Below are 20,705 nucleotides of genomic sequence, written 5' to 3' on the forward strand. Positions count from 1 at the left end.
ACCCGCGTAGTTGCGTTGGTTTTCAATATATATCTCCTTCCAGGTTCAATGCTGGCGCGGCGGCAGGCTTGGCGGCAGCATCGGCTGGTTTTTTCTCAAAACGCTGCGCCAGGGTGCGCAGCAATACATAGAACACGGGCGTCAGGAACAGGCCGAAGAAGGTCACGCCCAGCATGCCGGCGAACACCGCCACACCCATCGCATGGCGCATTTCCGAACCGGCGCCGTGCGAGAACACCAGAGGCACCACGCCCATGATGAAGGCGATCGACGTCATCAGGATCGGACGCAGACGCAGACGGCAGGCTTCCAGCGCCGCTTGCACGACGGTGCGGCCATGCTCTTCCAGTTCGCGGGCAAATTCCACGATCAGGATCGCATTCTTCGACGCCAACCCCACCAGCACGAACAGCGCGATCTGCGTAAACACGTTGTTGTCGCCACCGGTCAATTTGACGCCCAGCAAGGCGCACAGGATGGACATCGGCACGATCAGGATCACGGCCAGCGGCAGGGTCCAGCTTTCGTACTGGGCGGCCAGCACCAGGAACACCAGCAGCACGCACAGCGGGAAGACATAGATCATCGTATTGCCGGACAAGATGTCCTGGTAGGTCAGCTCCGTCCATTCATACGAAATCCCCTGCGGCAGCACTTCCTTGGCGATGCGTTCCAGCGCAACCTGCGCCTGGCCACTCGAGACGCCAGGTGCGGCGCCGCCATTGAAGTCGGCTGCGGCATAGGCGTTGTAGCGCTGCACGCGGTCCGGGCCATAGCTGTCCTTGACGCGCATCAGCGACGACAGCGGGATCATCTCGCCCTTGTCATTGCGTACCTTCAGCTGCGCGATATCCTGCGCATGCGAACGGAACGCGGCATCGGCCTGCACGCGCACCTGGTAGGTGCGGCCAAACTGGTTGAAGTCATTCACGTACAGCGAGCCGAGGTTGATCTGCAAGGTCTGGTAGATCGTTTGCAGCTGCACACCCATCTGCTTGGCCTTCACGCGGTCGACGTCGGCAAACAGCTGCGGCACGTTGATCTGGTAGCCCGAGAACACGCCCGCCAGTTCCGGCGTCTGGTATGCCTTGGCGGCCAGCGCCTGGGTGGCGTTGTACAGCGCGTCGTAACCGAGGTTGCCGCGGTCTTCGATCATCATCTTGAAGCCGCCGATGGTACCGAGGCCGTTGACGGGCGGTGGCGGGAAGACCATGATGAAGGCGTCCTGGATGCCGCCCAGGCGCTTGTTGATCTCGGCCGCGATGGCGCCGCCGGACAGCTCCTTGGTGGTGCGTTCGTCGAACGGTTTCAGGGTGGCGAACACGATGCCGGCGTTCGGCGCATTGGTGAAGTCGTTGATCGACAGGCCGGGGAAGGCGATCGTCGATTCGACGCCAGGCACCGACTTGATGACGTCGGACATGCGGCGCACGACATCTTCCGTGCGGTCCAGCGAAGCGGCGTCGGGCAATTGCGCAAAGCCCACCAGGTATTGCTTGTCCTGCGCTGGCACGAAGCCGGCCGGCACGGACTTGAAGGTGAAGATGGCGGCAACGACCAGCAGCGCATACACACCCAGCGACGCGCTCTTGCGGCCCAATACCCCCTTCACGCCTGCTTCATAGCGGTGCGAAGCGCGGCCGAAGAAGCGGTTGAACCAGGCGAAAAAGCGGCCGAAGACCATGTCCATGCCGCGCGTCAGCGCGTCTTTCGGCGCATCGTGCGGTTTCAGCAGCGCGGCCGACAGGGCTGGCGCCAGGGTCAGCGAGCTGAAAGCGGAGATCACGGTCGAAATGGCGATCGTCAGCGCGAACTGGCGGTAGAACTCGCCGGACAAGCCCGGCACGAAGGCGATCGGCACGAACACGGCGCACAGCACCAGGGCGATGGCGACGATAGGACCGCTGACCTCTTTCATGGCCTGGATGGTGGCGTCGCGCGGCGACAAGCCTTCCTCGATGTTGCGCTCGACGTTTTCCACCACCACGATGGCGTCATCGACGACGATACCAATGGCCAGCACGAGGCCGAACAGCGACAGGGTGTTGATCGAGAAGCCAAAGCCCAGCATCACGGCAAAGGTACCGACAATCGACACGGGAACGGCCAGGAGCGGAATGATCGATGCGCGCCAGGTTTGCAGGAAGATGATCACCACCAGCACCACCAGGGCGATGGCCTCCAGCAGGGTATGGATCACCGCTTCGATGGACGAGCGCACGAACTGCGTGGGGTCGTATTCGATGCGGTATTCCACGCCTTGCGGGAAGTCTTTTTTCAGTTCGTCCATCTTGGCGCGCACGTCGGACGACAGCTGCAGCGCGTTGGCATTCGGAGCTTCGAAAATACCCATGCCGACGGCCGGATTATTGTTCAGCAGCGAACGCAGCGAGTAGCTGTTGGCGCCCATTTCCACGCGCGCCACGTCCTTGAGGTGCGTGACGGCGCCGTCGGCATTCGTGCGCACGATGATGGCGCCGAATTCCTCGGGCGTCTGCAGGCGGCCCTGGGTATTGACGGTCAGCTGGAAGTCCGAGTTCTTCGCCGGCGAAGCGCCGATCACGCCGGCAGCCACCTGCACGTTCTGCTCGCGGATGGCGTCGACGACGTCATTGGCCGTCATGCCGCGCGCCGCCACTTTCTGCGGGTCCAGCCAGATGCGCATGGCATAGTCGCCGGCGCCGAAGATCTGGATGTCGCCCATGCCGGGCAGGCGTGCCAGCTGGTCCTTGACGTTCAGCACCGCGTAGTTACGCAGGTACATGTCGTCATAGCGCTTGTTCGGCGAAACCAGGTGCACCACCATGGTCAGGTTGGGCGACGACTTGACGGTCGTCACGCCGATCTGGCGCACTTCCTCGGGCAGGCGCGGCAAGGCGCGCTGCACGCGGTTCTGCACCTGCGTCTCGGCCTGCTCGACGTTGGTGCCGATCTTGAAGGTCACGGTCAGCATCATCGCGCCATCGGACGTGTTTTGCGAGGACATGTAGAGCATGTTCTCGACGCCGTTGATCTGCTCTTCGAGCGGCGCGGCCACGGTTTCGGCGATCACTTTCGGGTTGGCGCCCGGGTATTGCGCGCGCACCACCACGGACGGCGGCACGACGTCGGGATATTCGGAGATGGGCAGGCCGAAAATCGACAGCAGCCCGGCCACGAATATGACAATCGACAGCACCGCCGCGAAAATCGGCTTGTCGATGAAAAAGCGGGAAAAATTCATGTTTATTCCTTGGAAGTCGATGCTGCTTTCGCGGCGATCTTGGCGTCTTTTGCTTCAGGTTTCGCTGGGGCGACAGGTGCGGTCGGGTCGAAGTCCATGGCCACCATCTGCGGCGTCACGGGCGCGCCGGGACGCACGCGCTGCAAGCCGTTGACGACGATCTTCTCGCCGGCCTTGAGGCCTTCGCGCACCACGCGCAAGCCGTCCGAATTCGGGCCCAGCTTGACGGCGCGGTATTCGGCCTTGTTGTCGGCGCCCACCACGTACACGTATTTGCGGCTCTGGTCCGTGCCGACGGCGCGGTCGCTGATCAGCAGCGCCGTGCTTTGCGCCTGCGGGCCGTTGCCGCCGTCGAGCTGGATGCGCGCGAACAGGCCCGGCACCAGCTGGCGCTCGGCGTTGGCGAAGGTGGCGCGCATGCGCACGCTGCCCGTGGCCGGATCGAGCTGGTTGTCGACGAATTCCAGCTTGCCTTCATGCGGGAAGCCCGTTTCGTTGGCCAGACCCACCTTGACGGTGACGGGCGTGCCCTTTTGCGCCGTGCCGGCCACGCGCAGATACGTATCTTCATCGCCGTCGAAGCTGGCGTAGATGCGGTCCGTCGACACCACGGAAGTGAGGATGGCGGAAGCGTCGATCAGGTTGCCGACGGTGATTTCCGCCTTGCTGACGCGGCCGCTGATCGGTGCCTGCACCTGCGTGTACGACAGGTTCAGCCTGGCCGCTTCATACGCGGCTTGCGCCGAGCGGGCGTTCGCGTCCAGCTCTTTCAAGCCCGAGGCTTTTTCATCGAATTCGCGCTGGGCGATGGCTTTTTCGGCCAGCAGTTTTTCAGCGCGCGACAATTCCAGCTTGGCCAGTTCCGCCTTGGCGCGGGCCGAGGCGGCCGTGCCTTCGGCGCGCGACACTTCGGCCTGGAACGGACGCGGATCGATGACGAACAGCACGTCGCCTTTTTTGACTTCGCTGCCCGGCTTGAAGTTGACGGCCGTGATGAAGCCACCGACTCTCGAGCGGATTTCCACGCGCTCGATCGCCTCCAGGCGGCCCGAGAATTCCTGCGTTTCCGTGATCTGTTTTTCCACCACGGCGGCGGCCGAGATAGGCGGGCCGCCGGCCGCTGGCGCGTCGGGCACCTTGCTGTTGGCCGAATCGCAGCCGGCCAGGCTCACTGCCACCAGTCCTGCCAGCGCCAGCGACGCAGCCAGGGGCTTCAGCAGAGTGGAAAATTGTTGAACGTTTTTCATTTTATTTCCCTGTTTTATGAAAATTTCTAATGGTATGGGCGGCAGGAAGCAACCCAGCTTAAAAAGTGAATGGTGGTGCCATGGCGCCCGACGGCGCTCGATCAAAGGTAAACAGGCCGCCAGCTGCTTAAAAGCGGACGGGGACGACAAAGCTGGCTGTGCGAACGCACAACTCAGGCAGGAAGGGAACTACACTGCGTAGTGTAGCAACCAAAACTCAAAAAGTAAACTGATTAGTGTAATTTTTTTGCGGTGCCGCGGATGGCGGCGTCATGACTCGGGCTCCTGCCCCAGTCCGGCGACGAAACTGCTAATTTCGCTCAATACCTGTACCTTGCACGCGCACTCATTACGAGCGGTAGCGTCTTGCAGCGGCGCGGCGGCCATGCGCCGCACGGTCGTCTTGATGCCGCAGGCGATCAATTTGCTGCCGTATTGTTCAGCCTCGTCGCGCAATGGGTCGTCTTCGCTGGACAGGATCAAGGCTGGCGGCAGGTTCTTCAGGCGGCTCGACTGCAATGGCGACGCGTACGGGTGGGTACGGTCAGCCGCATTCGGCAGGTAGCCGCGGTAGGCGGCGGCGCACTGGTCGGCCACTTCCGCCAGGTCAGGACAGGTCGGCAAGGTGCGCATCGAGCACGTCGACAGGCCGGGATCGAGCATCGGCATGATCAGCACCTGGCCCGCGAGGGGCGGTCCGCCCCGGTCGCGCGACATCATCGCGCATACGGCGGCCAGGTTGGCGCCCGCCTCGATGCCCGACACTACCATCTGCTTGCCCGTCCAGCCCAGCTTGGACTTGTTCTTCTTTGCCCACAGCAGCACGGCATGCGCGTCTTCCACGGCGGCGGGGAATGGCCGCACTTTGGCCAAGGTATAGTTCGCGGCCAGCACCACGTGGTCGGGGTTGCTCAGCACGAGGCAGCGCAGGAAGTCGTCCGCATCGTCCAGGTCGCCGTCGACAAAGCCGCCGCCATGGAAGAAGACCATCAGGTTCGGCTGCTTGGCGCCCGGCACGCCGGCCGTGTAGACGCGCGCGCCCAGCGCATCCTGCGCGCCCTGCACCTGGATGTCGCGTATCTTCAGCGCCTGGCCAGGCGCCAGCTCGGCAGCGGTCTCGGCAAAACTCATTGCGCCACCACGGGCTGCACCGCAGCATCGAGCATGGTGTCGTTCAGGCACAACAGGGCGGCACCGCCCACTTCATGGGTCAGGGCGCTATAACCGCTGGCTTCGCTTTGCGCCGCCATCGAGTATGCATCCGTCGATACCATCGCGGCCAGAGCGAGCGAGCTCATAGCGAGAGCGAGCACTGCAAAGATTCCATTCCGATGACCCATGATTTTTCTCCTGTGAACTTCCTGCGGCAATCACATTTATGCTGCAGTACAACAACTATAGACTTGATCTACAATCTGATAAAGAGTGCAATGGCGAATTGATTGTTCAGAATCCTGAATAATCGCGCAAAAAGTGATAGGGAATCAAGTGAACAAGCTGCAAGCCATGGAAGTTTTCATCCAAGTCGTCGATGCGGGCGGCTTTACGCGGGCGGCGGAAAACATGCAGCTGCCGAAAGCCACCGTCTCGACCCTGATCCAGTCGCTGGAAACGAGCCTGTCGGTTAAGTTGCTCAACCGCACCACGCGCCACGTCAGCATCACGTCCGACGGCGCCGCGTACTACGAACGCTGCGTGCGCATCCTGTCGGACGTGCGCGAGGCGGAGGAATCGCTGTCGCGCACGCGCCTGAGCCCCAGCGGGCGGCTGCGCGTGGACGCGCCCACGGCCCTGGCCAGCGAACTGATCATCCCCGCCCTGCCCGACTTCTTCGCCCGCTACCCGGACATCTCGCTGGAACTGGGCTGCAGCGACCGCCCCGTCGACCTGATCGAGGAAGGCGTCGATTGCGCCGTGCGCGGCGGCGAATTGGGCGACCTGAACCTGATCGCGCGCCGCGTCGGCGTACTGCATTTCATCACCTGCGCCGCGCCCGGCTACCTGGCGCGGTACGGCACGCCGCTGCACCCGAACGACCTGGCGCAGCACCGGGGCGTGAATTTCTTCTCCGCCAAGACGGGCAAGACCTTCGACTGGGATTTCACGCGCGCCGGCGAACGCATCCAGATGTCCATGCCCAGCCATATCGCCCTGAACGACTCGAATGCCTACGCGGCCGCCGGCCTGGCGGGCCTGGGCATCGTGCAGATGACGCATTTCATGCTTGCGCCGCTGATGGAACAGGGCAAAATGGTGGAATTGCTGGGCGATTGGGAATCCGACCCGCTGCCCATCCACGTGATCTATCCGCCCAACCGCCACCTGTCCGCCAAGGTGCGCGTGTTTGTCGAATGGGTTGCCGACATGTTTACCAACCACCCGGCCACGCAACTGAAGGGCAAGAGCAGCCTTCCCGGCGCGCGCGCCACCCAGACCGAGGCCCAGCCATGACCGCAGCAAGCACATCGTCCCACCGCATCGTCTTCCTCGACCGCGACAGCCTGATCGCCACCGTGCGCCCGCCCGCCTTCGCGCACCGCTGGGAAGAGCATGCGCACACCCGGGGCAGCGCACAGACGGTAGAACACCTGCAAGGCGCCACCATCGCCATCACGAACAAGGTGCCGCTGCGCGCGGCCGAGCTGGCGCAATTGCCGGACCTGCAAATGATCGCCGTGGCCGCCACGGGCACGGATATCCTCGACCTGGCCGCCTGCCGCGAGCGGGGCATCGTGGTGGCCAATATCCGCGACTATGCGCGCGCCACCGTGCCCGAACATACCCTGGCCCTGATGCTGGCCCTGCGCCGCCAGCTCGTTGCCTACCGCGCCGATGTGGAAGCGGGACTGTGGCAAGCCTCTGAGCGTTTCTGCCTGTTCGGCCACCCCATCCGCGACCTGGCGGGCAGCCGCCTGGGATTGCTCGGCTATGGCGCGCTGGGCAAGTCCGTGGCCCAGCTGGGACGCGCCTTCGGCATGCAGGTGATCGTGCACAACCGTTCGCCCATCAATGAGGATGGCGTGAAGGAAGTGGGCTTCGACGAATTGCTGGCCAGTTCCGACGTGCTGAGCCTGCACCTGCCCCTGACGGACAAGACGCGCAACATCATCGGAGCAAAGGAACTGGCGCGCATGCAGCCCACGTCGCTATTGATCAATACGGCGCGGGGCGGCCTCGTCGACGAGACGGCGCTGGCCGACGCCCTGACACGCGGCGTCATCGCCGGCGCCGGCTTCGACGTGCTGTCCAAGGAACCGCCGCCGCCCGACAACCCGCTTCTAAATTTGCGCCTGCCCAACTTCATCCTCACGCCCCATACGGCCTGGGCCAGCGGCGAAGCCATGCAGAAGCTGGCCGACATCCTGATCGCCAACGTGGAAGCATTCGAGCGGGGCGCGCCCACGAACGTGGTGGCATGAGCGTCTTGAACGAACTCGATGCACTGCTGGGCCTGGACGGCGACGAATACGACCGCCTCGACCTGTTCCTCGAAGCGGACGAGTTGATCGGGGAACTGCAGCCGGCCGACGTGCCGCCGCTGCTGGCCCTGTGGTCGCAGCGCAGCCTGAGTTGGCAGCAACGCTACACGCAGGCGAGCACCGGCATCGACGGCGCCGTGCTGCGGGCCCTGCTGGCCGGTTTGCTGCAGATCAGGGAGTCCACCCACGGCGTGCTTGAATTGATGTCGCGCCTGCCGCCCGTCGCCGAGAAATCTGCCCTCAACGACGCCCTGCTCGCCTACGCCGAGCAAGCCTGGCATGCAGATCCGACACGGCACCGGCAGATCCAGATCAGCTGCTGGAGCTGCGGATTATCGGGCCGGCTGCTGAAGCGGCTGGGGCTGGCGTCGTGGAAGGAAGCGGGACTGTAGCGGCTACGGCGCAGCGGGACCTTCAAAGCTGAACCCCGGCGCATACGCATGATAGCCATCGAAATCGCCCTTGCCGATGGCTGCGCCGGCGCTGCGCGCGATCGCATACGCCATGCCGAAGTGAAAATAGAAATTCGGCACAATGTACAGGTTCAAATACTCGCCGGCGGGCAAGGCCAGGTCGGCGAAGCCGGCGCGGTCGCGGCAGAGGCGGTCTGGCGGCCCGTCAAAACGCTCCGGGGGAATGTCCTTGAGATAGCGCATGGTCTGAGCGATCTGTTCCTGCAAGCTGGCCGCCGCGCTGAAATCGGCCACTGCCAGCCCCGCCAGCGGACAGCAGCCGCGCAGCGAAAAACTCACGGCCGCGCGCACTTGCTGGGCGAACGGCAGCATGTCCGGGTGCAAGCGCGCTGCCAGCATCTGCGGCGCCGTGCCGGTCTTGTCGAGCATAGCGACGAGTTGCGCCAGCGAACGGCAAAAGATGGTGACGGGATGGCTGTTCATCATTTCCTGGTGCAAGAGTCAAGATGAGCAGAGTGTGCCACAGCCTCCCGCGTCAACCTAGCCTTAGCGCCGGTGCCTGCTGAAAAATTCCCAGATCACCTCATTGGCATCGATGGCGCGCGTGGTCTTGCCGATGGGCAGGCCGATATTGAAGGCATCGGCGCCGGGCCATGTGTGGCCGCCATCCTGGACCGTGAGCAAGGCCACGCTGGCGCCGCCGGCACCGCTCCCCTGCTCCAGCCAGCTCACTTGCGTGGCGTCGCCGGCAGGGCCCGGAATCAGGCGCGGCTGCGGCGCGGCGCCGCCGATGGCGTTGTGCCTGCGCCAGTAATCGAACGTGGCGTCCGCCGACAGATAGCTGGCGGCCTTGCCCTCGAACAGCACCACCTTGTCGGCCGTCCCCTGTATCAGCAGCATGCCCACCTTGTCCGTCTGCGTGTGGTGCTGCATCACGGGTTCCGGCATGGGCGCGCCCACCGAAGCGACGGCCGCGAACTGCCGGGGCAGCTCAGCCGCCAGGCGCAGGGCAAAGAAGCCGCCGCGCGACAGGCCCGTCGCATAGATGCGCTTGTCGTCGATGCGGTAATCCTGTTTGAGTTTACTCAACATGGCTTGCGTAAAACCGACATCGTCCGTGCCCGCCAGGTAATCCATGCCGAAGCCCACGTTCCAGTCCTGCTTGATGCCTTGCGGATACACGACAATGAACTGGTGCCGCTCGGCCGCCCCGTTCATCTGCGTGTACAGCATCTGTTCCGCCATGCTCATGCCGCCGCCATGGAAATTGAAGACGACGGGAAACGCTCGCCGCGGCTGGCTTTCATAAGCGGCCGGCGTGTAGATGATGTAGCGGCGCTTGTCGTCCTTGTGCTGCAGCGATTGCACCTGGGCCAGCACGGGCGTGGACAGGCAGCACAGGAGCAACAGGCTGATGGCGGTTTTCATGGGCATCCCTTCACGGTAAAAGAGCCGCCAGCATAAGCAGGTGCAGGTGAAATCGCGGTGAAATTGCGCCCTTTTATGGCGCCGGGACGGGCACGATGACGACGCGGTATTGCGCCGCGCCCGGGTGGAAGGCAATATGCCAGCCCATCGCTTGCGCCAGGCGCAGCAGCAGGTCCTGGCCATGCGCGAAACCGTGGATGCGCCGTGGCTGCCCCGCCTGCACCGTATTGACGATGTTCAGCTGGCCTTGCGCATACGCAATATCGATACGGCAATCGGGATCGCCATGAAACAGCGCATTCGCCAGGCAATTATTGATGAGCAACATCATCAGTTGCCCGTTGCCCAGCACGTCCAGCCGCTCGGGCAAGTCCAGCGCCAGCAGGCGGGCATCCCAGGGCGTGTCTTCGAGCAGGCGCAGCAGGCATTGCTCGATGCAGCCGCGCAACTCCACCAGCTCGCCGGGCAGCTGCTCTGCCCGCGCCAGCGCAAACAGCACTTCGATGGTGGCGCGCATCTCGTCCACGCCTTGCCGCAGCTGCACCTGCCCTTGCGCAGTCAGCGGATGCGCATCCGCCAGCGCCAGGTGCATGAGGGTCAGGGGCGTGCGCAGCTCGTGGCTGACGTCGCGCGCAAATGCATGTTCGCGCTGCAAGGCCGTTTGCAGCTCGGAAAATGTGCTTTCCAGGCGGCGCGCCAGGAAACCGATCTCGTCGGGACGGTCGCGCTCGCTGAAATGGACGGCGCTGCCGGGCGCCAGCACGCGCGCTTCCCGGGCCAGGCGCTGCAAGGGCAGCACGAGGCGCCGCGCCAGCCAGTACGCGAGCAGCAGGGCCAGGCCGACCAGCGCCAGCGCCACGCCGGCCAGCAGATACGCGCGCTGCGGCTGGCCGGCGGCAACGAGGTCCAGCGCCAGCACGTGATAATGCTGGCCCGTCGTGGTAAACACTTCGGCGCGGGGCGCCGATGGCGGCACGTGCTGGCGCACCGCTTGAGGCAAGTCAAGGTAAGCACCATAAACCGTGATGAGGTCGCTGCCAGAAGGCGTAAGCTCACCGTGCTCGCGCATGCGCTGGCTGACGGCCGCCGCTTCCCGTTCCAGCAGGCGCTGCACCAGCATGTCTTCCGTCACGTAGGCAATCACCAGCGCCAGGCCCGTGTAGCACAGGCACAGCAGGACGGCGAAGCCGGCCAGCGCGGCAAACAGGCGCTGCCGGATCGACTTAGCCATGCTCAGCCGCATCAAAGGCCAGGCGGTAGCCCAGCTGCGGTATGGTCACCAGCAAGCCCGCCGCGCCAGCCCCGCCAACCAGCTCCAGCTGCTTGCGCAGCGCATACACGTGCGATTTGAGCGCATCGCTGTCGGGCGGCTGGCTGCCCCACAGCTGCTGCAGCAAGGCCGAGCGCGATACGGCATGCGGGTATTCTCGGCACAGCAGCAGCAAGATCTTGAAACCCGTCTGCGTCAGCGGCAATGCCGCATCGCCGAGCAGGGCGCGCCCTGCGCGCGTCTGCAGGGTGAATGGCCCCACGCGCATTTCCTCGTGCACGTGCAGCTGGTGCCGGCGCGCCAGCGCTTCGCAGCGCAAGGCCAGTTCGCGCAAGTCAAACGGCTTGGTCAGGTAATCGTCGGCGCCATCGCGAAAGCCCCGCGCCTTGTCTTCATACGCGTCGCGCGCCGTCAGCATCAGGATGGGCACATTGCTGGGCGCACCGGCCTTGATGGCGCGGCACACGTGCAAGCCGTCGATGTCGGGCAGATTCAGGTCCAGCAGCACCACATCATAGCGGTTGCGCGTGGCCAATTGCACCGCCAGCGCGCCCGTGCCCGCATGGTCGGTCTGCCAGCGCAAGCCATCGAGGAAGTCGAGCACCTGGCGCGCGATGGCCAGGTGGTCTTCCACCAGCAAGATGCTCAAGGAAGGATTGCTCATGGATTGCCGGCAATGCGCGCGTACAGCCAGAAGTTGCCGGATCTACCCCGAATCTGGCGGTAGCAGCGCAAATAGCCTTCCCGCGCGAAAGCGCAGCGTTCGAGCACGCGGATCGAACGTTCATTGCTGTCGAGCACGGCCGCCTGGATGCGCACGAAGCCGAGGCGCTGCAAGCCCCAGTCCGCGACAGCGTTCACGAGGGACGTGGCCACGCCCTGCCCCCACACGGCGGGCGCCAGGTCGTAGGCGATCTCCGCCGTGCGGTGCTGCGGGGAAATCGCATTGAAGCCGATGGTGCCCACCAGCTGGCCGCCATCGCGCAGCACCACGGCAAGGCGCATGGGCGACGCAGGATCGGCCGATGCATAGGCATCGAAATTGGGCAGCAGGTCGTCGATGCCCCGCAAGTCCCAGCTCGTATGCTCCACGACGGCGGGGTCGGCCAGATACGCATACCAGGCGCGCGCATCGTCGCGCTGCAAGTGGCGCACAGTCACCAGGGGGTGGGTGGAAACAGGCAGATCGGCGGTTTTCATCGCGTGCACCCGCGTCAGCCGACTGGACAGCCATCGGCCAGCCAAGCGTGAAAATCGTCGGCGACCCGCTCGAAATCGTCGCGCTGCATGGAGCCGTGGCCCACCAGGTACACGGCGCGGTCGCCGCCATCGAGGGCCAGCATGACGGCGCGCCCGCCGCTGTCGTCGCCGATAGTCACGTAGCCGGGGCAAGCTTGCTGCGTGTCATAGGTTTCGTTACGTTCGCGCAAGCTCTCTGCGCCGTACAGCAATACCTGTTCGCCGCGCATGCCCTCGTGCCAGTCCCCGATAAAGCCCAGGTAGTGCGCCGGCAAGGCGTGGCCCAGCCAGCGCTGGACCGCGTCGATGGTTTGCCCGCTCACCCGGCGGCCTTGCGCCGCGCTTCCCACTCGCGCCGCAGCAAGCCGTACAGGGCCGTATCGCTGACGTGGCCGCCGACGATCCACCGTTCAGGCAAGAACCCTTCCTTGTTAAAACCCTGGCGCTCCAGCGCGCTGGCCGACCCCGTATTGAGCGGGTCGATATCGGCTTCCAGGCGGTTCAGGTCGCGCTCGACGAATGCGTATTCCAGCAGCGCCGTCAGCGCTTCCTGCATATAGCCCTTGCCCCAGTGCGGCCGCGCCAGCGCATAGCCGATTTCGGCGCGGCGGTTCTGGCGGTGCTCGGAAAACAGGCTGCAGCTGCCGATGTATTCGCCCGTCGCCTTCAGCGTGACGGCGAAGCGGAAATAGTCTTCCCTCTCGAAGGCGGCGATATCCTCGGCAAGCTTGCCTGCGGCGAGGCTGGGGTCTTGCCACGGCGGTTCGCTGAAATAGCGCATCACTTCAGGGTCGGAATGCATGGCGAACAAGTCCGCTTCATCCGATGCCTGCGGTTTGCGCAGGATCAGGCGCTCAGTGGTGAGGATTTTCGTGTAGGCCATGCAACTCCAATCTGGATTCAAATGATCGACGCCTATTATTCCATGCAACTATAACGATGTGGCAACTTTGTGCGCGTGCTTTTAATGTAGTATGGCAATATTTTCCACATATCATTGATGCAACTTCACGATGCGCTTATGGATGCAGTAAAGGACGCCGCCAATCACAATGCACGGGACGCCGGTGCCCTCCCTGCACAGCCCGGGGCGACGGGTAGCCACAAGCGGCCGCTGATCGCCTGGGCCAGCATCGCCTTCTTTTGCATGTGCGCCATGCTGCTGGGCATGACCATCTGGATCGTCTGGTCTTCGCGCGAAGTGCGCCTGCGCGAAGCCAGGGCGACGACGGAACACATGGCGCGCACCCTGGCCACGCAAGCGTACATGGAACTGGAAATCGCCGACGTCATGCTGGAAGATATCGTCGAACAGATCCGGCGCGAAGGCAATAGCGACGCGACGGGCGCGCGCCTGCAATCGCATCTGCAGCAGCTGTCGCGGAATATCGTGGAAATTAACGGCGTCTACATTTTTGACCGCCAGGGAGAGTGGCTTGCCGCCTCGTCCGGCGTCCAGCAGGACGGCAACAATGCCGACCGCAATTACTTTATCTATCACAAGACACATGCGCAGTTAAGCAGCCACATCAGTGCCCCCGTGCGCAGCAAATCGAGCGGGCAATGGGTCTTGCCCGTGTCGCGCCGGGTCGAAGCGGCGGACGGCTCATTTGCCGGCGTGGTGCTGATCACCCTGGGGCTCGATTCCTTCGAGCGCGTGTATGCCACGCTCAATCTCGGCAATACGGGCACGGCCTTCTTTGCCCTCGATGACGGCACGCTGATCTACCGGCGGCCCTTCCAGGCCGACGTCATCGGCATGGATATCTCGTCGGGCGCACTCCTGCGCGCCTACCGCGAAAAAGGGCCTGTCGGCACGGCGATGATGACGGCGAAAGTGGATGAAATCGAGCGGCTGTACAGCTATCGCCACCTGCAGCGCTTTCCCCTCATCGTGGCGGCGGGCTTGTCCAGGGAAGATATCTTCGCCGAATGGCAAAGGCTGAGCATTCAAATCGTGCTGGCGTCGCTGGCGGCAGGGGCGGCGCTGATCTACCTGTTCCGCAAGCTGATGCGCCAGATTGCGCTGCGCGACCGTATCGAGGCCAGCCTGCGCCTGGCCACAACGCAGTTGCAGCGCGCCAATGCGGACCTGGCAGCGCGGGCCTCGCAGGACGGCTTGACGGGACTGGCCAACCGCCGTTGTTTCGATGAAACGCTGGCCCAGGAATTGAAGCGCGCCCAGCGCAACGGAAACGGGGTGTCGCTGATCATGCTCGACGTGGATTTCTTTAAAAAATTTAACGACCAGTATGGCCACGTGGCGGGCGACGCTTGCCTGCAAGCCGTTGCGGGCGCCGTGGCGCACAGCGTCAGCCGGAGCGAAGACCTGGCGGCCCGCTACGGCGGCGAAGAGTTCGCCGTCATCATGCCCGGCACCGGCGCCGCGGGTGCGCTGGACGTTGCCGAAGCCATCCGGGCGGCCGTGGAAGCGTTGCAGATCCCGCATGCGGCCAGCGCCAACGGCGTCGTCACCGTCAGCCTGGGCGCCGCCACGCTCCATCCGGAACAGGACCACCACACCGACAGCAGCGCGCTGATACGCCAGGCCGACGCCTTGCTGTACCAGTCGAAAAACAGCGGCCGCAATCGCGTCAGCAGCGACGCGCCGGCAACATGAGGCCAGCCATGTCCATCCCTAAAAAAATCCACCTCAGCATGCCGCTCGCCATCGCCGCGCTGGCCGTCTGGCTGGGCCTGACCGTGGGCGGGCGCTGGCTGGAATCGGCCGGCCGCGCGCCCCTGGGGACAACGGTGACCGGCGGCATCGGACTGTCGTGGGCGCTGGCCGCCGTGTTCGCGCTGGCGCTGCTGCTGGCGTCAAGCCGGCCACGCGCGGCGGGCCTGTGCGCGCCGCAGCCATGGAAGACGCTGTGGCTGGTCTGGCCGCCCCTGCTGTATGCCCTGCTGATGCTGTTGCTGGCCTGGGCCGGCGGCTGGCCCCAGCCGCGCGTGCTGCTGATCGTCGCCTGCAATGCGGCGCTGGTGGCCATCTCGGAAGAACTGATGTTCCGCGCCATTTTGCTGCAAGGCATGCTGGACCGCTACGCCGTCTGGCCGGCCGTCTTGATGTCGTCGGCGCTGTTCGGCCTGGCCCACACGGCCAACGGCCTGGCCACGGGCGACGTCAGCGGCGCCCTGTGGCAAGCGATCGCCGCCACCTTGCAGGGTGTCGGCTATGCGGCCATCCGCCTGCGCACGCGCTCGGTATGGCCGATGGTGTTCGTGCATGGGCTGTGGGATTACGCGCTCGTGACGGCCACCTTGCCGCACCCGGCCGAAGACGGCGCCTCGATCCTGCCCTATGTCGCCCTGCTGGCCGTGCTGCCCCTGTGCCTGTACGGCGTCTACCTGCTGCGCCCCAGCCAGCGCGCCGCCATCACGCTGTCCGATGCGGCCGCATAGCGCAACAGGCATGGCGAGCTCACGCCATCCGCATGAGGTGGCAAGTTTTTTTGATTTATTGAAGGAGTAGCATGGCGTTTTTTTCACGTGATTACGAAGTCTTCCTGCTGCTGGCCGCGCCCGATGCCGCGCCGCTGTGGGAATCGGCGCAATGGACGCCGTTCGCCGCCAGCCTCGATGGCATCGTGGCCCAGGCGGGAACGCGGGGCAAGGCTGGCGTGCGCAGCCTGCAATACACGCCCAAGGGCAAGCCGGTTTCCTTTGGCCGCCTGGGCTGGGACGACAAGTCGCATGCGAAGTGGACGCACGGGCCGGCGACGACGGAGGCGCGCTTCATGAGCCTGGAAGCATGGGCGCCCGCCTGGACCACCTGCGAAAAGGACGGCCAGGCGCCCGATTTGTTCCTCGCCCTGGTCAACGAATCGCTGCTGGGCCTGGCAGGCAAGCCCTTGCAGTTCGGCCAGCGCCTGGTGTGCGCCATCGCCACGGACCAGGGTCCCGCTGCGGCTGCCACCTTGCGGCAATCGCTGGCGCAACTGGCCGCGCAGCAAGACGCCGTCGTCTTTGCCCACACGCGGCGCCAGTGGGGCAGCGCCTCGCCGTACGGCGGTTTCACGCACGCCATCCAGGACATGCCGATCGGCGGCCTGTTCCGGCAAGACGACCCGCATGCGCACCCGCTCGACGGGGATGCGTTCAGCGAGCCATGGACGCGTATCGGCCCCGCTTGACAGCGCAGCCCATCGCATGGCATCGTTGCATCATGCAACCGACCTACCGCCCCCTGCCCTCCATTATTGCCGCCATTCGTAACATGGTGGCTTAGCAGGAGTGTCGTTGCCAAAGCCGCCCGAGAGGCGGCTTTGATTTGCAGTCACTGGTCAAAACGTCTCGCAGGCTTGATTTCCCTACTTAGCGAGCGCCCATGCATACCACGTCCAGTCCTGCCGTCCCTTCCGCCCCCACCCTGCACCTCGTGTGCGGCAAGATCGCCTCGGGCAAATCCACCTTGAGCGCCCGGCTGGCCAGCGCGCCGCATACGGTGCGCATCAGCGAAGACAGCTTGCTGGCGCAGCTGTATCCGGGCCAGATCGCCAGCCTGGCCGACTATGTGGCGTGCGCGGCGCGGCTGCGCGCAGCCATCGCGCCTCTGGCCCTGCAGATGCTGCAGGCGGGCGTGTCCGTCGTCCTCGATTTCCCCGCGAATACGCCGGCCAGCCGCGCCTGGATGCGCGACCTGTTCCAGCAGGCAGGCACGCCGCACGTGCTGCATTACCTGGACGTACCGGACGACACATGCAAGGCCCGCTTGCGCATTCGCAATGAAAGCGGACTGCACCCGTTCTCCACCAGCGACGCGCAATTTGATGAAATCACGCGCCACTTCGTGCCGCCCCAGGCATCGGAGGGGTTTCACATCGTGCGCGTAACGGCTTAAAACGTTCCCGGCAGCAGGATCTTCTTGTCCACCTGCTGCAAGTCGCGCAAGCCGCAGAACGCCATCGTCAGGTCCAGCTCGTTGCGGATGATGTCCAGGCACTTGGTGACGCCCGGCCCGCCCATGGCGCCCAGGCCGTACAAAAACGGACGGCCGATGTACACGCCCTTGGCGCCCAGGGCCACGGCCTTGATCACGTCCTGGCCCGAGCGGATGCCGCCGTCCATGTGCACTTCGATCTGGCTGCCCACGGCGTCGACGATGGCGGGCAAGGCGGCGATCGACGATTGCGCGCCATCGAGCTGGCGGCCGCCGTGGTTCGAGACGATCAGCGCGTCGGCGCCGCTGCTTACTGCCAGGCGCGCGTCTTCCGCGTCCATGATGCCCTTGATGATCAGCTTGCCGCCCCAGCGCTGCTTGATCCATTCCACGTCCGCCCACGACAGGCTCAGGTCGAACTGCTGCTGCGTCCAGGCCGACAGCGACGACATGTCGGACACGGACGTGGCGTGGCCGACGATGTTGCCGAAGCCGCGCCGTTTCGTGCCCAGCATGCCCGCCACCCAGCGCGGCTTGGTGGCCATGTTAATGATGTTGGGAATGGTGAGTTTCGGCGGCGCCGACAGGCCGTTGCGCAAGTCCTTGTGGCGCTGGCCCAGCACCTGCAAGTCCAGCGTCAGCACCAGCGCGCCGCACTTGGCGGCCTTGGCGCGGTCGATCAGGCGGTTGATGAATTCGCGGTCCTTCATCACGTACAGCTGGAACCAGAACGGCTTTGTCGTGTTGGCCGCCACATCCTCGATCGAGCAGATGCTCATCGTCGACAGGGTGAACGGTACGCCGAAGCGCTCGGCAGCCTGGGCCGCGAGGATTTCGCCATCCGCATGCTGCATGCCCGTCAGGCCCGTGGGCGACAGGGCCACCGGCATCGAGACGTGCTGGCCCACCATGGTCGAGGCCAGGCTGCGGTTTTCCAGGTTGACGGCCACGCGCTGGCGGAACTTGATCCTGGCGAAATCGCTGCTGTTGGCCCGGTACGTCGATTCCGTCCAGGAGCCGGAATCGGCGTAGTCGTAAAACATGCGCGGCACCCGTTTCTGGGCCAGCACGCGCAAGTCTTCGATGCAGGTGATGATACTCATGCGTTTCCTCGGTCGATGGCAAGTCGAACCATGATCGTGCATTTGCCCGCAATTGTCTATCCGGCGGGCAATGCCGCCGGACCTGGCGCCACACTTACCAGGCGCGCGCGCCGAGGATTTTCTCGCCCAGTTCGCTCAACTGCGCCTGCGGATAGCGCAGCTTTTCCTTTTCCTCGGGGTCGCCGGGAAACGCATAGCCTTGCGGCGCGCTGCGCTCGCGCCAGCTTTGCACGCGCCAGTCGCGCAAGGTTTGATTGTCTTCCTGCGCTGGCGTGAAGGAAATGTATTGCGCCAGGCGCACCTGGTCCGCCGACGTGTTCGGGCGGATGCCATGCGCCAGCAGGCTGTTAAAAATCAACAACTCCCCTTTCTTCATGGCGATGAATTCCATCGGGTACGGCACCGTCGCCAGGTCCGGCTGCCACGGATTGCGGTCCAGGGGCACGGTCTTGCGCCACGCCAGCAAATTGTTGAACAGTTCCGGATAGCACTGGAAACCGCCGCTGTCGGGCGAAGTGTCGGACAGGGCCAGCACGCCCTGCACGTTGACGGGCAGCGGGTCCAGCGTGGTGTCTGCATCCCAGTGGATGAAGCCGCCGAACTTGCGCTTGCCATTGTTGGGCGTGTTCAGGTTGGCACGGTCGATGGTCACCCACAAATCCTGGCGGTCCCAGATGTCGACGAAGGCGTCGTAGACGCGCTGGGTCTGGCGGTTATCCCACAGGGTCTGGTTGTGGTAGGCCTCGACCATGCCCGAACCGTTGAGCTCTTTCATCGCGTGGTCGCGCAACTGGTCCCGGTTCCAGGTGGACGCATCGTGCTGGTCGAGTCCCTGGAATTCCCACAGGAAATCCGTCGTGCGCTGCACCTGTTCTGGCGGCACGGCATCCTTGACGATCACATAGCCATAGGTTTGCCAGTGCAGAAAATCGCTGTCGGACAGCACGCGCAGCGGCAGCTGTTTCCGGATGTCGCGCAACTGCGTCTGTTCCGTGTAAGCCACGGACGGGTTGCCGGGGCGGCCTACGCCATATTGCGGGTTGACGTGCTGAACCTGGTTTTGCATCGCTGTCTCCTGTATTGGTGTAAGACAGATTGTGCGATGGAAGCTCGGGAGAAAATGCGTGCGCAGCAACCAATACTGGTACTATCCTGACTACCGACACGCTTCAAACGTCACAATGACGCCTTTATTCGAACAAGTCACGATACCGACGGGCCACTCCTGGGGCTTGCTGTGGCGCGAACTCGACACCATCCCCTTCATCTGGCATTACCACCCGCAGTTCGAACTGACCTTGACCGTCAATGCCCGGGGGCAACGCTACATCGGCGACCACCTGGGCGATTTCGAACCGGGCGACTTGGTGCTGCTGGGGCCGAATTTGCCGCACACGTGGTCGGCCAGCGAGCGCATCGACAGCGCGCAACCCATGCTGGCCGTCGTCGTGTGGTTTTCCCTGGAATGGGTGGAGCAGTTGGCGGCCTGTTTTCCGGAATTGCACAGCTTGCGGCAACTGGCGGCCCGCGCCGGCCCGGCCCTGCATTTTTCAGCGGACACGAGCGCGCGCAGCGCGGCCAGGCTGTTGCAGCTGCATGCGCTGCCCGTGCCGCAGCGCTTGCCGCTGCTGCTCGACGTGCTGCTGGACCTGGCGGCTGATGGGGACGCGCGGCCGCTGGCCTCGACCGCGCAGGCGGCGCTGCCCGACGGGCAGCAAAGGCGCATGGCCAGCGTGTTTGACTTCATGCACGCGCATTTTCGGGAAGAGATTGCACTGGAAACGCTGGCGCAGCGGGCGGCCCTGTCGCTGGGCGCCTTTCACCGCGGCTTCAAGCGCCATGCGCATTGCACGCCGGGCGAATACCTGGCGCGGCTGCGCATCGGCCGCGCCTGCCAACAGCTGATCGAAAGCGACCTGGCCATTGCCGCCATCGCGCAAGAGGCGGGCTACCGCAACCTCGCACATTTCAACCGCCAGTTCCGCGCCGCCAAGCAAGTCACGCCGCGCGCATTTCGCCTGCAATACCGGCGCGGCGCCAAACGCGTGTCGTAAAACCATTCGGAAACGAAAAAGGGGATCAGATTTTACAATCTGACCCCCAATATTCTGGTGCGGCTGGCAGGAATTGAACCCACGACCCCTTGGTTCGTAGCCAAGTACTCTATCCAGCTGAGCTACAGCCGCCTAAGACAAGATTATAGCAGGGCTTTGCAGAATGGCAAAGGGCGTAGCGGCGATATTTCACAATTGACGGCCACTCCTGTTTTGCGGCGGCACGCGTATCCCGCACAGTTATCTATTTCATCATGTTTATTTTTCAACTGCGGCGCAAAACCGACACGCACATTACTTCTTCATCATTATTAATGCATCCAAGAAAAATAAATTGCAATTGTTGGAAAACTTTGAGAATGTTTAC

21 protein-coding genes and 1 tRNA gene are annotated in these 20,705 nt (G+C 64.1%); 8 read left to right on the forward strand and 14 right to left on the reverse strand.

Features of this window, described 5'->3' with window-relative positions; all coding sequences use genetic code 11:
- Positions 1–22: 22 nt before the first annotated feature.
- The 4 genes from VPH41_RS14080 to VPH41_RS14095 form a co-directional block, all read right to left on the reverse strand.
- Positions 23–3,223, reverse strand: a complete 3,201-nt coding sequence (locus VPH41_RS14080; RefSeq protein ID WP_152282400.1) for an efflux RND transporter permease subunit — start codon at positions 3,221–3,223, stop codon at positions 23–25.
- Positions 3,224–3,225: 2 nt separating this feature from the next.
- On the reverse strand, positions 3,226–4,470 hold the full coding sequence (locus tag VPH41_RS14085; protein ID WP_152257399.1) for an efflux RND transporter periplasmic adaptor subunit: 1,245 nt from the start codon (positions 4,468–4,470) through the stop codon (positions 3,226–3,228).
- 270 nt (positions 4,471–4,740) lie between these two features.
- Entirely contained in the window at positions 4,741–5,601 is an 861-nt protein-coding gene (locus VPH41_RS14090) for an alpha/beta hydrolase (protein ID WP_328570479.1), read from the reverse strand.
- The gene (locus tag VPH41_RS14095; RefSeq protein WP_287773291.1) at positions 5,598–5,768 is read right to left on the reverse strand and encodes a hypothetical protein; all 171 of its coding nucleotides are present in this window, start codon (positions 5,766–5,768) and stop codon (positions 5,598–5,600) included. Before VPH41_RS14095 ends, VPH41_RS14090 begins: the two co-directional genes overlap by 4 nt.
- Before the next feature lie 190 nt (positions 5,769–5,958).
- Here VPH41_RS14095 and VPH41_RS14100 point away from each other — a divergent pair, with 190 nt between their 5' ends.
- From VPH41_RS14100 to VPH41_RS14110, 3 genes are read left to right on the forward strand one after another with little or no spacing between them, the layout of a single operon-like run.
- Positions 5,959–6,921, forward strand: a complete 963-nt coding sequence (locus tag VPH41_RS14100) for a LysR family transcriptional regulator (RefSeq protein ID WP_152257402.1) — start codon at positions 5,959–5,961, stop codon at positions 6,919–6,921.
- Complete coding sequence (locus VPH41_RS14105) at positions 6,918–7,889, forward strand: D-2-hydroxyacid dehydrogenase (protein WP_328570480.1); 972 nt, start codon at positions 6,918–6,920, stop codon at positions 7,887–7,889. Before VPH41_RS14100 ends, VPH41_RS14105 begins: the two co-directional genes overlap by 4 nt.
- Positions 7,886–8,341, forward strand: a complete 456-nt coding sequence (locus VPH41_RS14110; RefSeq protein ID WP_328570481.1) for a hypothetical protein — start codon at positions 7,886–7,888, stop codon at positions 8,339–8,341. Before VPH41_RS14105 ends, VPH41_RS14110 begins: the two co-directional genes overlap by 4 nt.
- A gap of 3 nt (positions 8,342–8,344) precedes the next feature.
- On the opposite strand, the gene VPH41_RS14115 is transcribed toward VPH41_RS14110, so the two are convergent.
- The 7 genes from VPH41_RS14115 to VPH41_RS14145 form a co-directional block, all read right to left on the reverse strand.
- Positions 8,345–8,845, reverse strand: coding sequence for a DUF1993 domain-containing protein (locus VPH41_RS14115; protein ID WP_328570482.1), 501 nt, complete (start codon positions 8,843–8,845; stop codon positions 8,345–8,347).
- A 63-nt stretch (positions 8,846–8,908) separates the two neighbouring features.
- Positions 8,909–9,790, reverse strand: coding sequence for an alpha/beta hydrolase family esterase (locus VPH41_RS14120; RefSeq protein ID WP_328570483.1), 882 nt, complete (start codon positions 9,788–9,790; stop codon positions 8,909–8,911).
- 73 nt (positions 9,791–9,863) lie between these two features.
- On the reverse strand, positions 9,864–11,021 hold the full coding sequence (locus tag VPH41_RS14125; protein ID WP_328570484.1) for a sensor histidine kinase: 1,158 nt from the start codon (positions 11,019–11,021) through the stop codon (positions 9,864–9,866).
- Complete coding sequence (locus tag VPH41_RS14130) at positions 11,014–11,724, reverse strand: response regulator transcription factor (protein WP_328570485.1); 711 nt, start codon at positions 11,722–11,724, stop codon at positions 11,014–11,016. Before VPH41_RS14130 ends, VPH41_RS14125 begins: the two co-directional genes overlap by 8 nt.
- On the reverse strand, positions 11,721–12,260 hold the full coding sequence (locus VPH41_RS14135) for a GNAT family N-acetyltransferase (RefSeq protein WP_328570486.1): 540 nt from the start codon (positions 12,258–12,260) through the stop codon (positions 11,721–11,723). Before VPH41_RS14135 ends, VPH41_RS14130 begins: the two co-directional genes overlap by 4 nt.
- Before the next feature lie 14 nt (positions 12,261–12,274).
- The gene (locus VPH41_RS14140; protein ID WP_328570487.1) at positions 12,275–12,622 is read right to left on the reverse strand and encodes an SMI1/KNR4 family protein; all 348 of its coding nucleotides are present in this window, start codon (positions 12,620–12,622) and stop codon (positions 12,275–12,277) included.
- Positions 12,619–13,182 (reverse strand): GNAT family N-acetyltransferase, encoded by a 564-nt coding sequence (locus tag VPH41_RS14145; RefSeq protein WP_328570488.1) that lies wholly within the window; start codon positions 13,180–13,182, stop codon positions 12,619–12,621. The genes VPH41_RS14140 and VPH41_RS14145 overlap by 4 nt, the downstream gene beginning before the upstream one ends.
- Positions 13,183–13,320: 138 nt before the next feature.
- Between VPH41_RS14145 and VPH41_RS14150 the strand changes: the two genes are divergently transcribed.
- The 4 genes from VPH41_RS14150 (at position 13,321) to VPH41_RS14165 (ending at position 17,142) form a co-directional block, all read left to right on the forward strand.
- Positions 13,321–14,919: a sensor domain-containing diguanylate cyclase gene (locus VPH41_RS14150; RefSeq protein ID WP_328570489.1), complete on the forward strand. Its 1,599-nt coding sequence runs from the start codon at positions 13,321–13,323 to the stop codon at positions 14,917–14,919.
- 8 nt (positions 14,920–14,927) lie between these two features.
- Positions 14,928–15,704, forward strand: a complete 777-nt coding sequence (locus VPH41_RS14155) for a CPBP family intramembrane glutamic endopeptidase (RefSeq protein ID WP_328570490.1) — start codon at positions 14,928–14,930, stop codon at positions 15,702–15,704.
- Between the two features lie 71 nt (positions 15,705–15,775).
- Positions 15,776–16,435, forward strand: coding sequence for a hypothetical protein (locus tag VPH41_RS14160; RefSeq protein ID WP_328570491.1), 660 nt, complete (start codon positions 15,776–15,778; stop codon positions 16,433–16,435).
- Between the two features lie 194 nt (positions 16,436–16,629).
- Positions 16,630–17,142, forward strand: coding sequence for an AAA family ATPase (locus VPH41_RS14165; protein WP_328570492.1), 513 nt, complete (start codon positions 16,630–16,632; stop codon positions 17,140–17,142).
- Here the strand turns inward: VPH41_RS14165 and VPH41_RS14170 are convergent.
- Positions 17,139–18,284 carry an alpha-hydroxy acid oxidase gene (locus tag VPH41_RS14170; protein ID WP_328570493.1) on the reverse strand — a complete coding sequence of 382 codons (1,146 nt, stop codon included), beginning with the start codon at positions 18,282–18,284 and terminating at the stop codon, positions 17,139–17,141. The genes VPH41_RS14165 and VPH41_RS14170 overlap by 4 nt on opposite strands.
- 94 nt (positions 18,285–18,378) lie before the next feature.
- Positions 18,379–19,350: a phytanoyl-CoA dioxygenase family protein gene (locus VPH41_RS14175; protein WP_328570494.1), complete on the reverse strand. Its 972-nt coding sequence runs from the start codon at positions 19,348–19,350 to the stop codon at positions 18,379–18,381.
- Positions 19,351–19,465: 115 nt separating this feature from the next.
- Between VPH41_RS14175 and VPH41_RS14180 the strand changes: the two genes are divergently transcribed.
- Positions 19,466–20,338, forward strand: coding sequence for an AraC family transcriptional regulator (locus tag VPH41_RS14180; RefSeq protein WP_328570495.1), 873 nt, complete (start codon positions 19,466–19,468; stop codon positions 20,336–20,338).
- Between the two features lie 55 nt (positions 20,339–20,393).
- On the opposite strand, the gene VPH41_RS14185 is transcribed toward VPH41_RS14180, so the two are convergent.
- Positions 20,394–20,470: transfer RNA gene (locus VPH41_RS14185), tRNA-Arg, on the reverse strand.
- Positions 20,471–20,705: the final 235 nt, after the last annotated feature.

The organism is Janthinobacterium sp. P210006 (genome assembly GCF_036231885.1).
Classification (GTDB): Bacteria; Pseudomonadota; Gammaproteobacteria; order Burkholderiales; family Burkholderiaceae_D; genus Janthinobacterium; species Janthinobacterium violaceinigrum.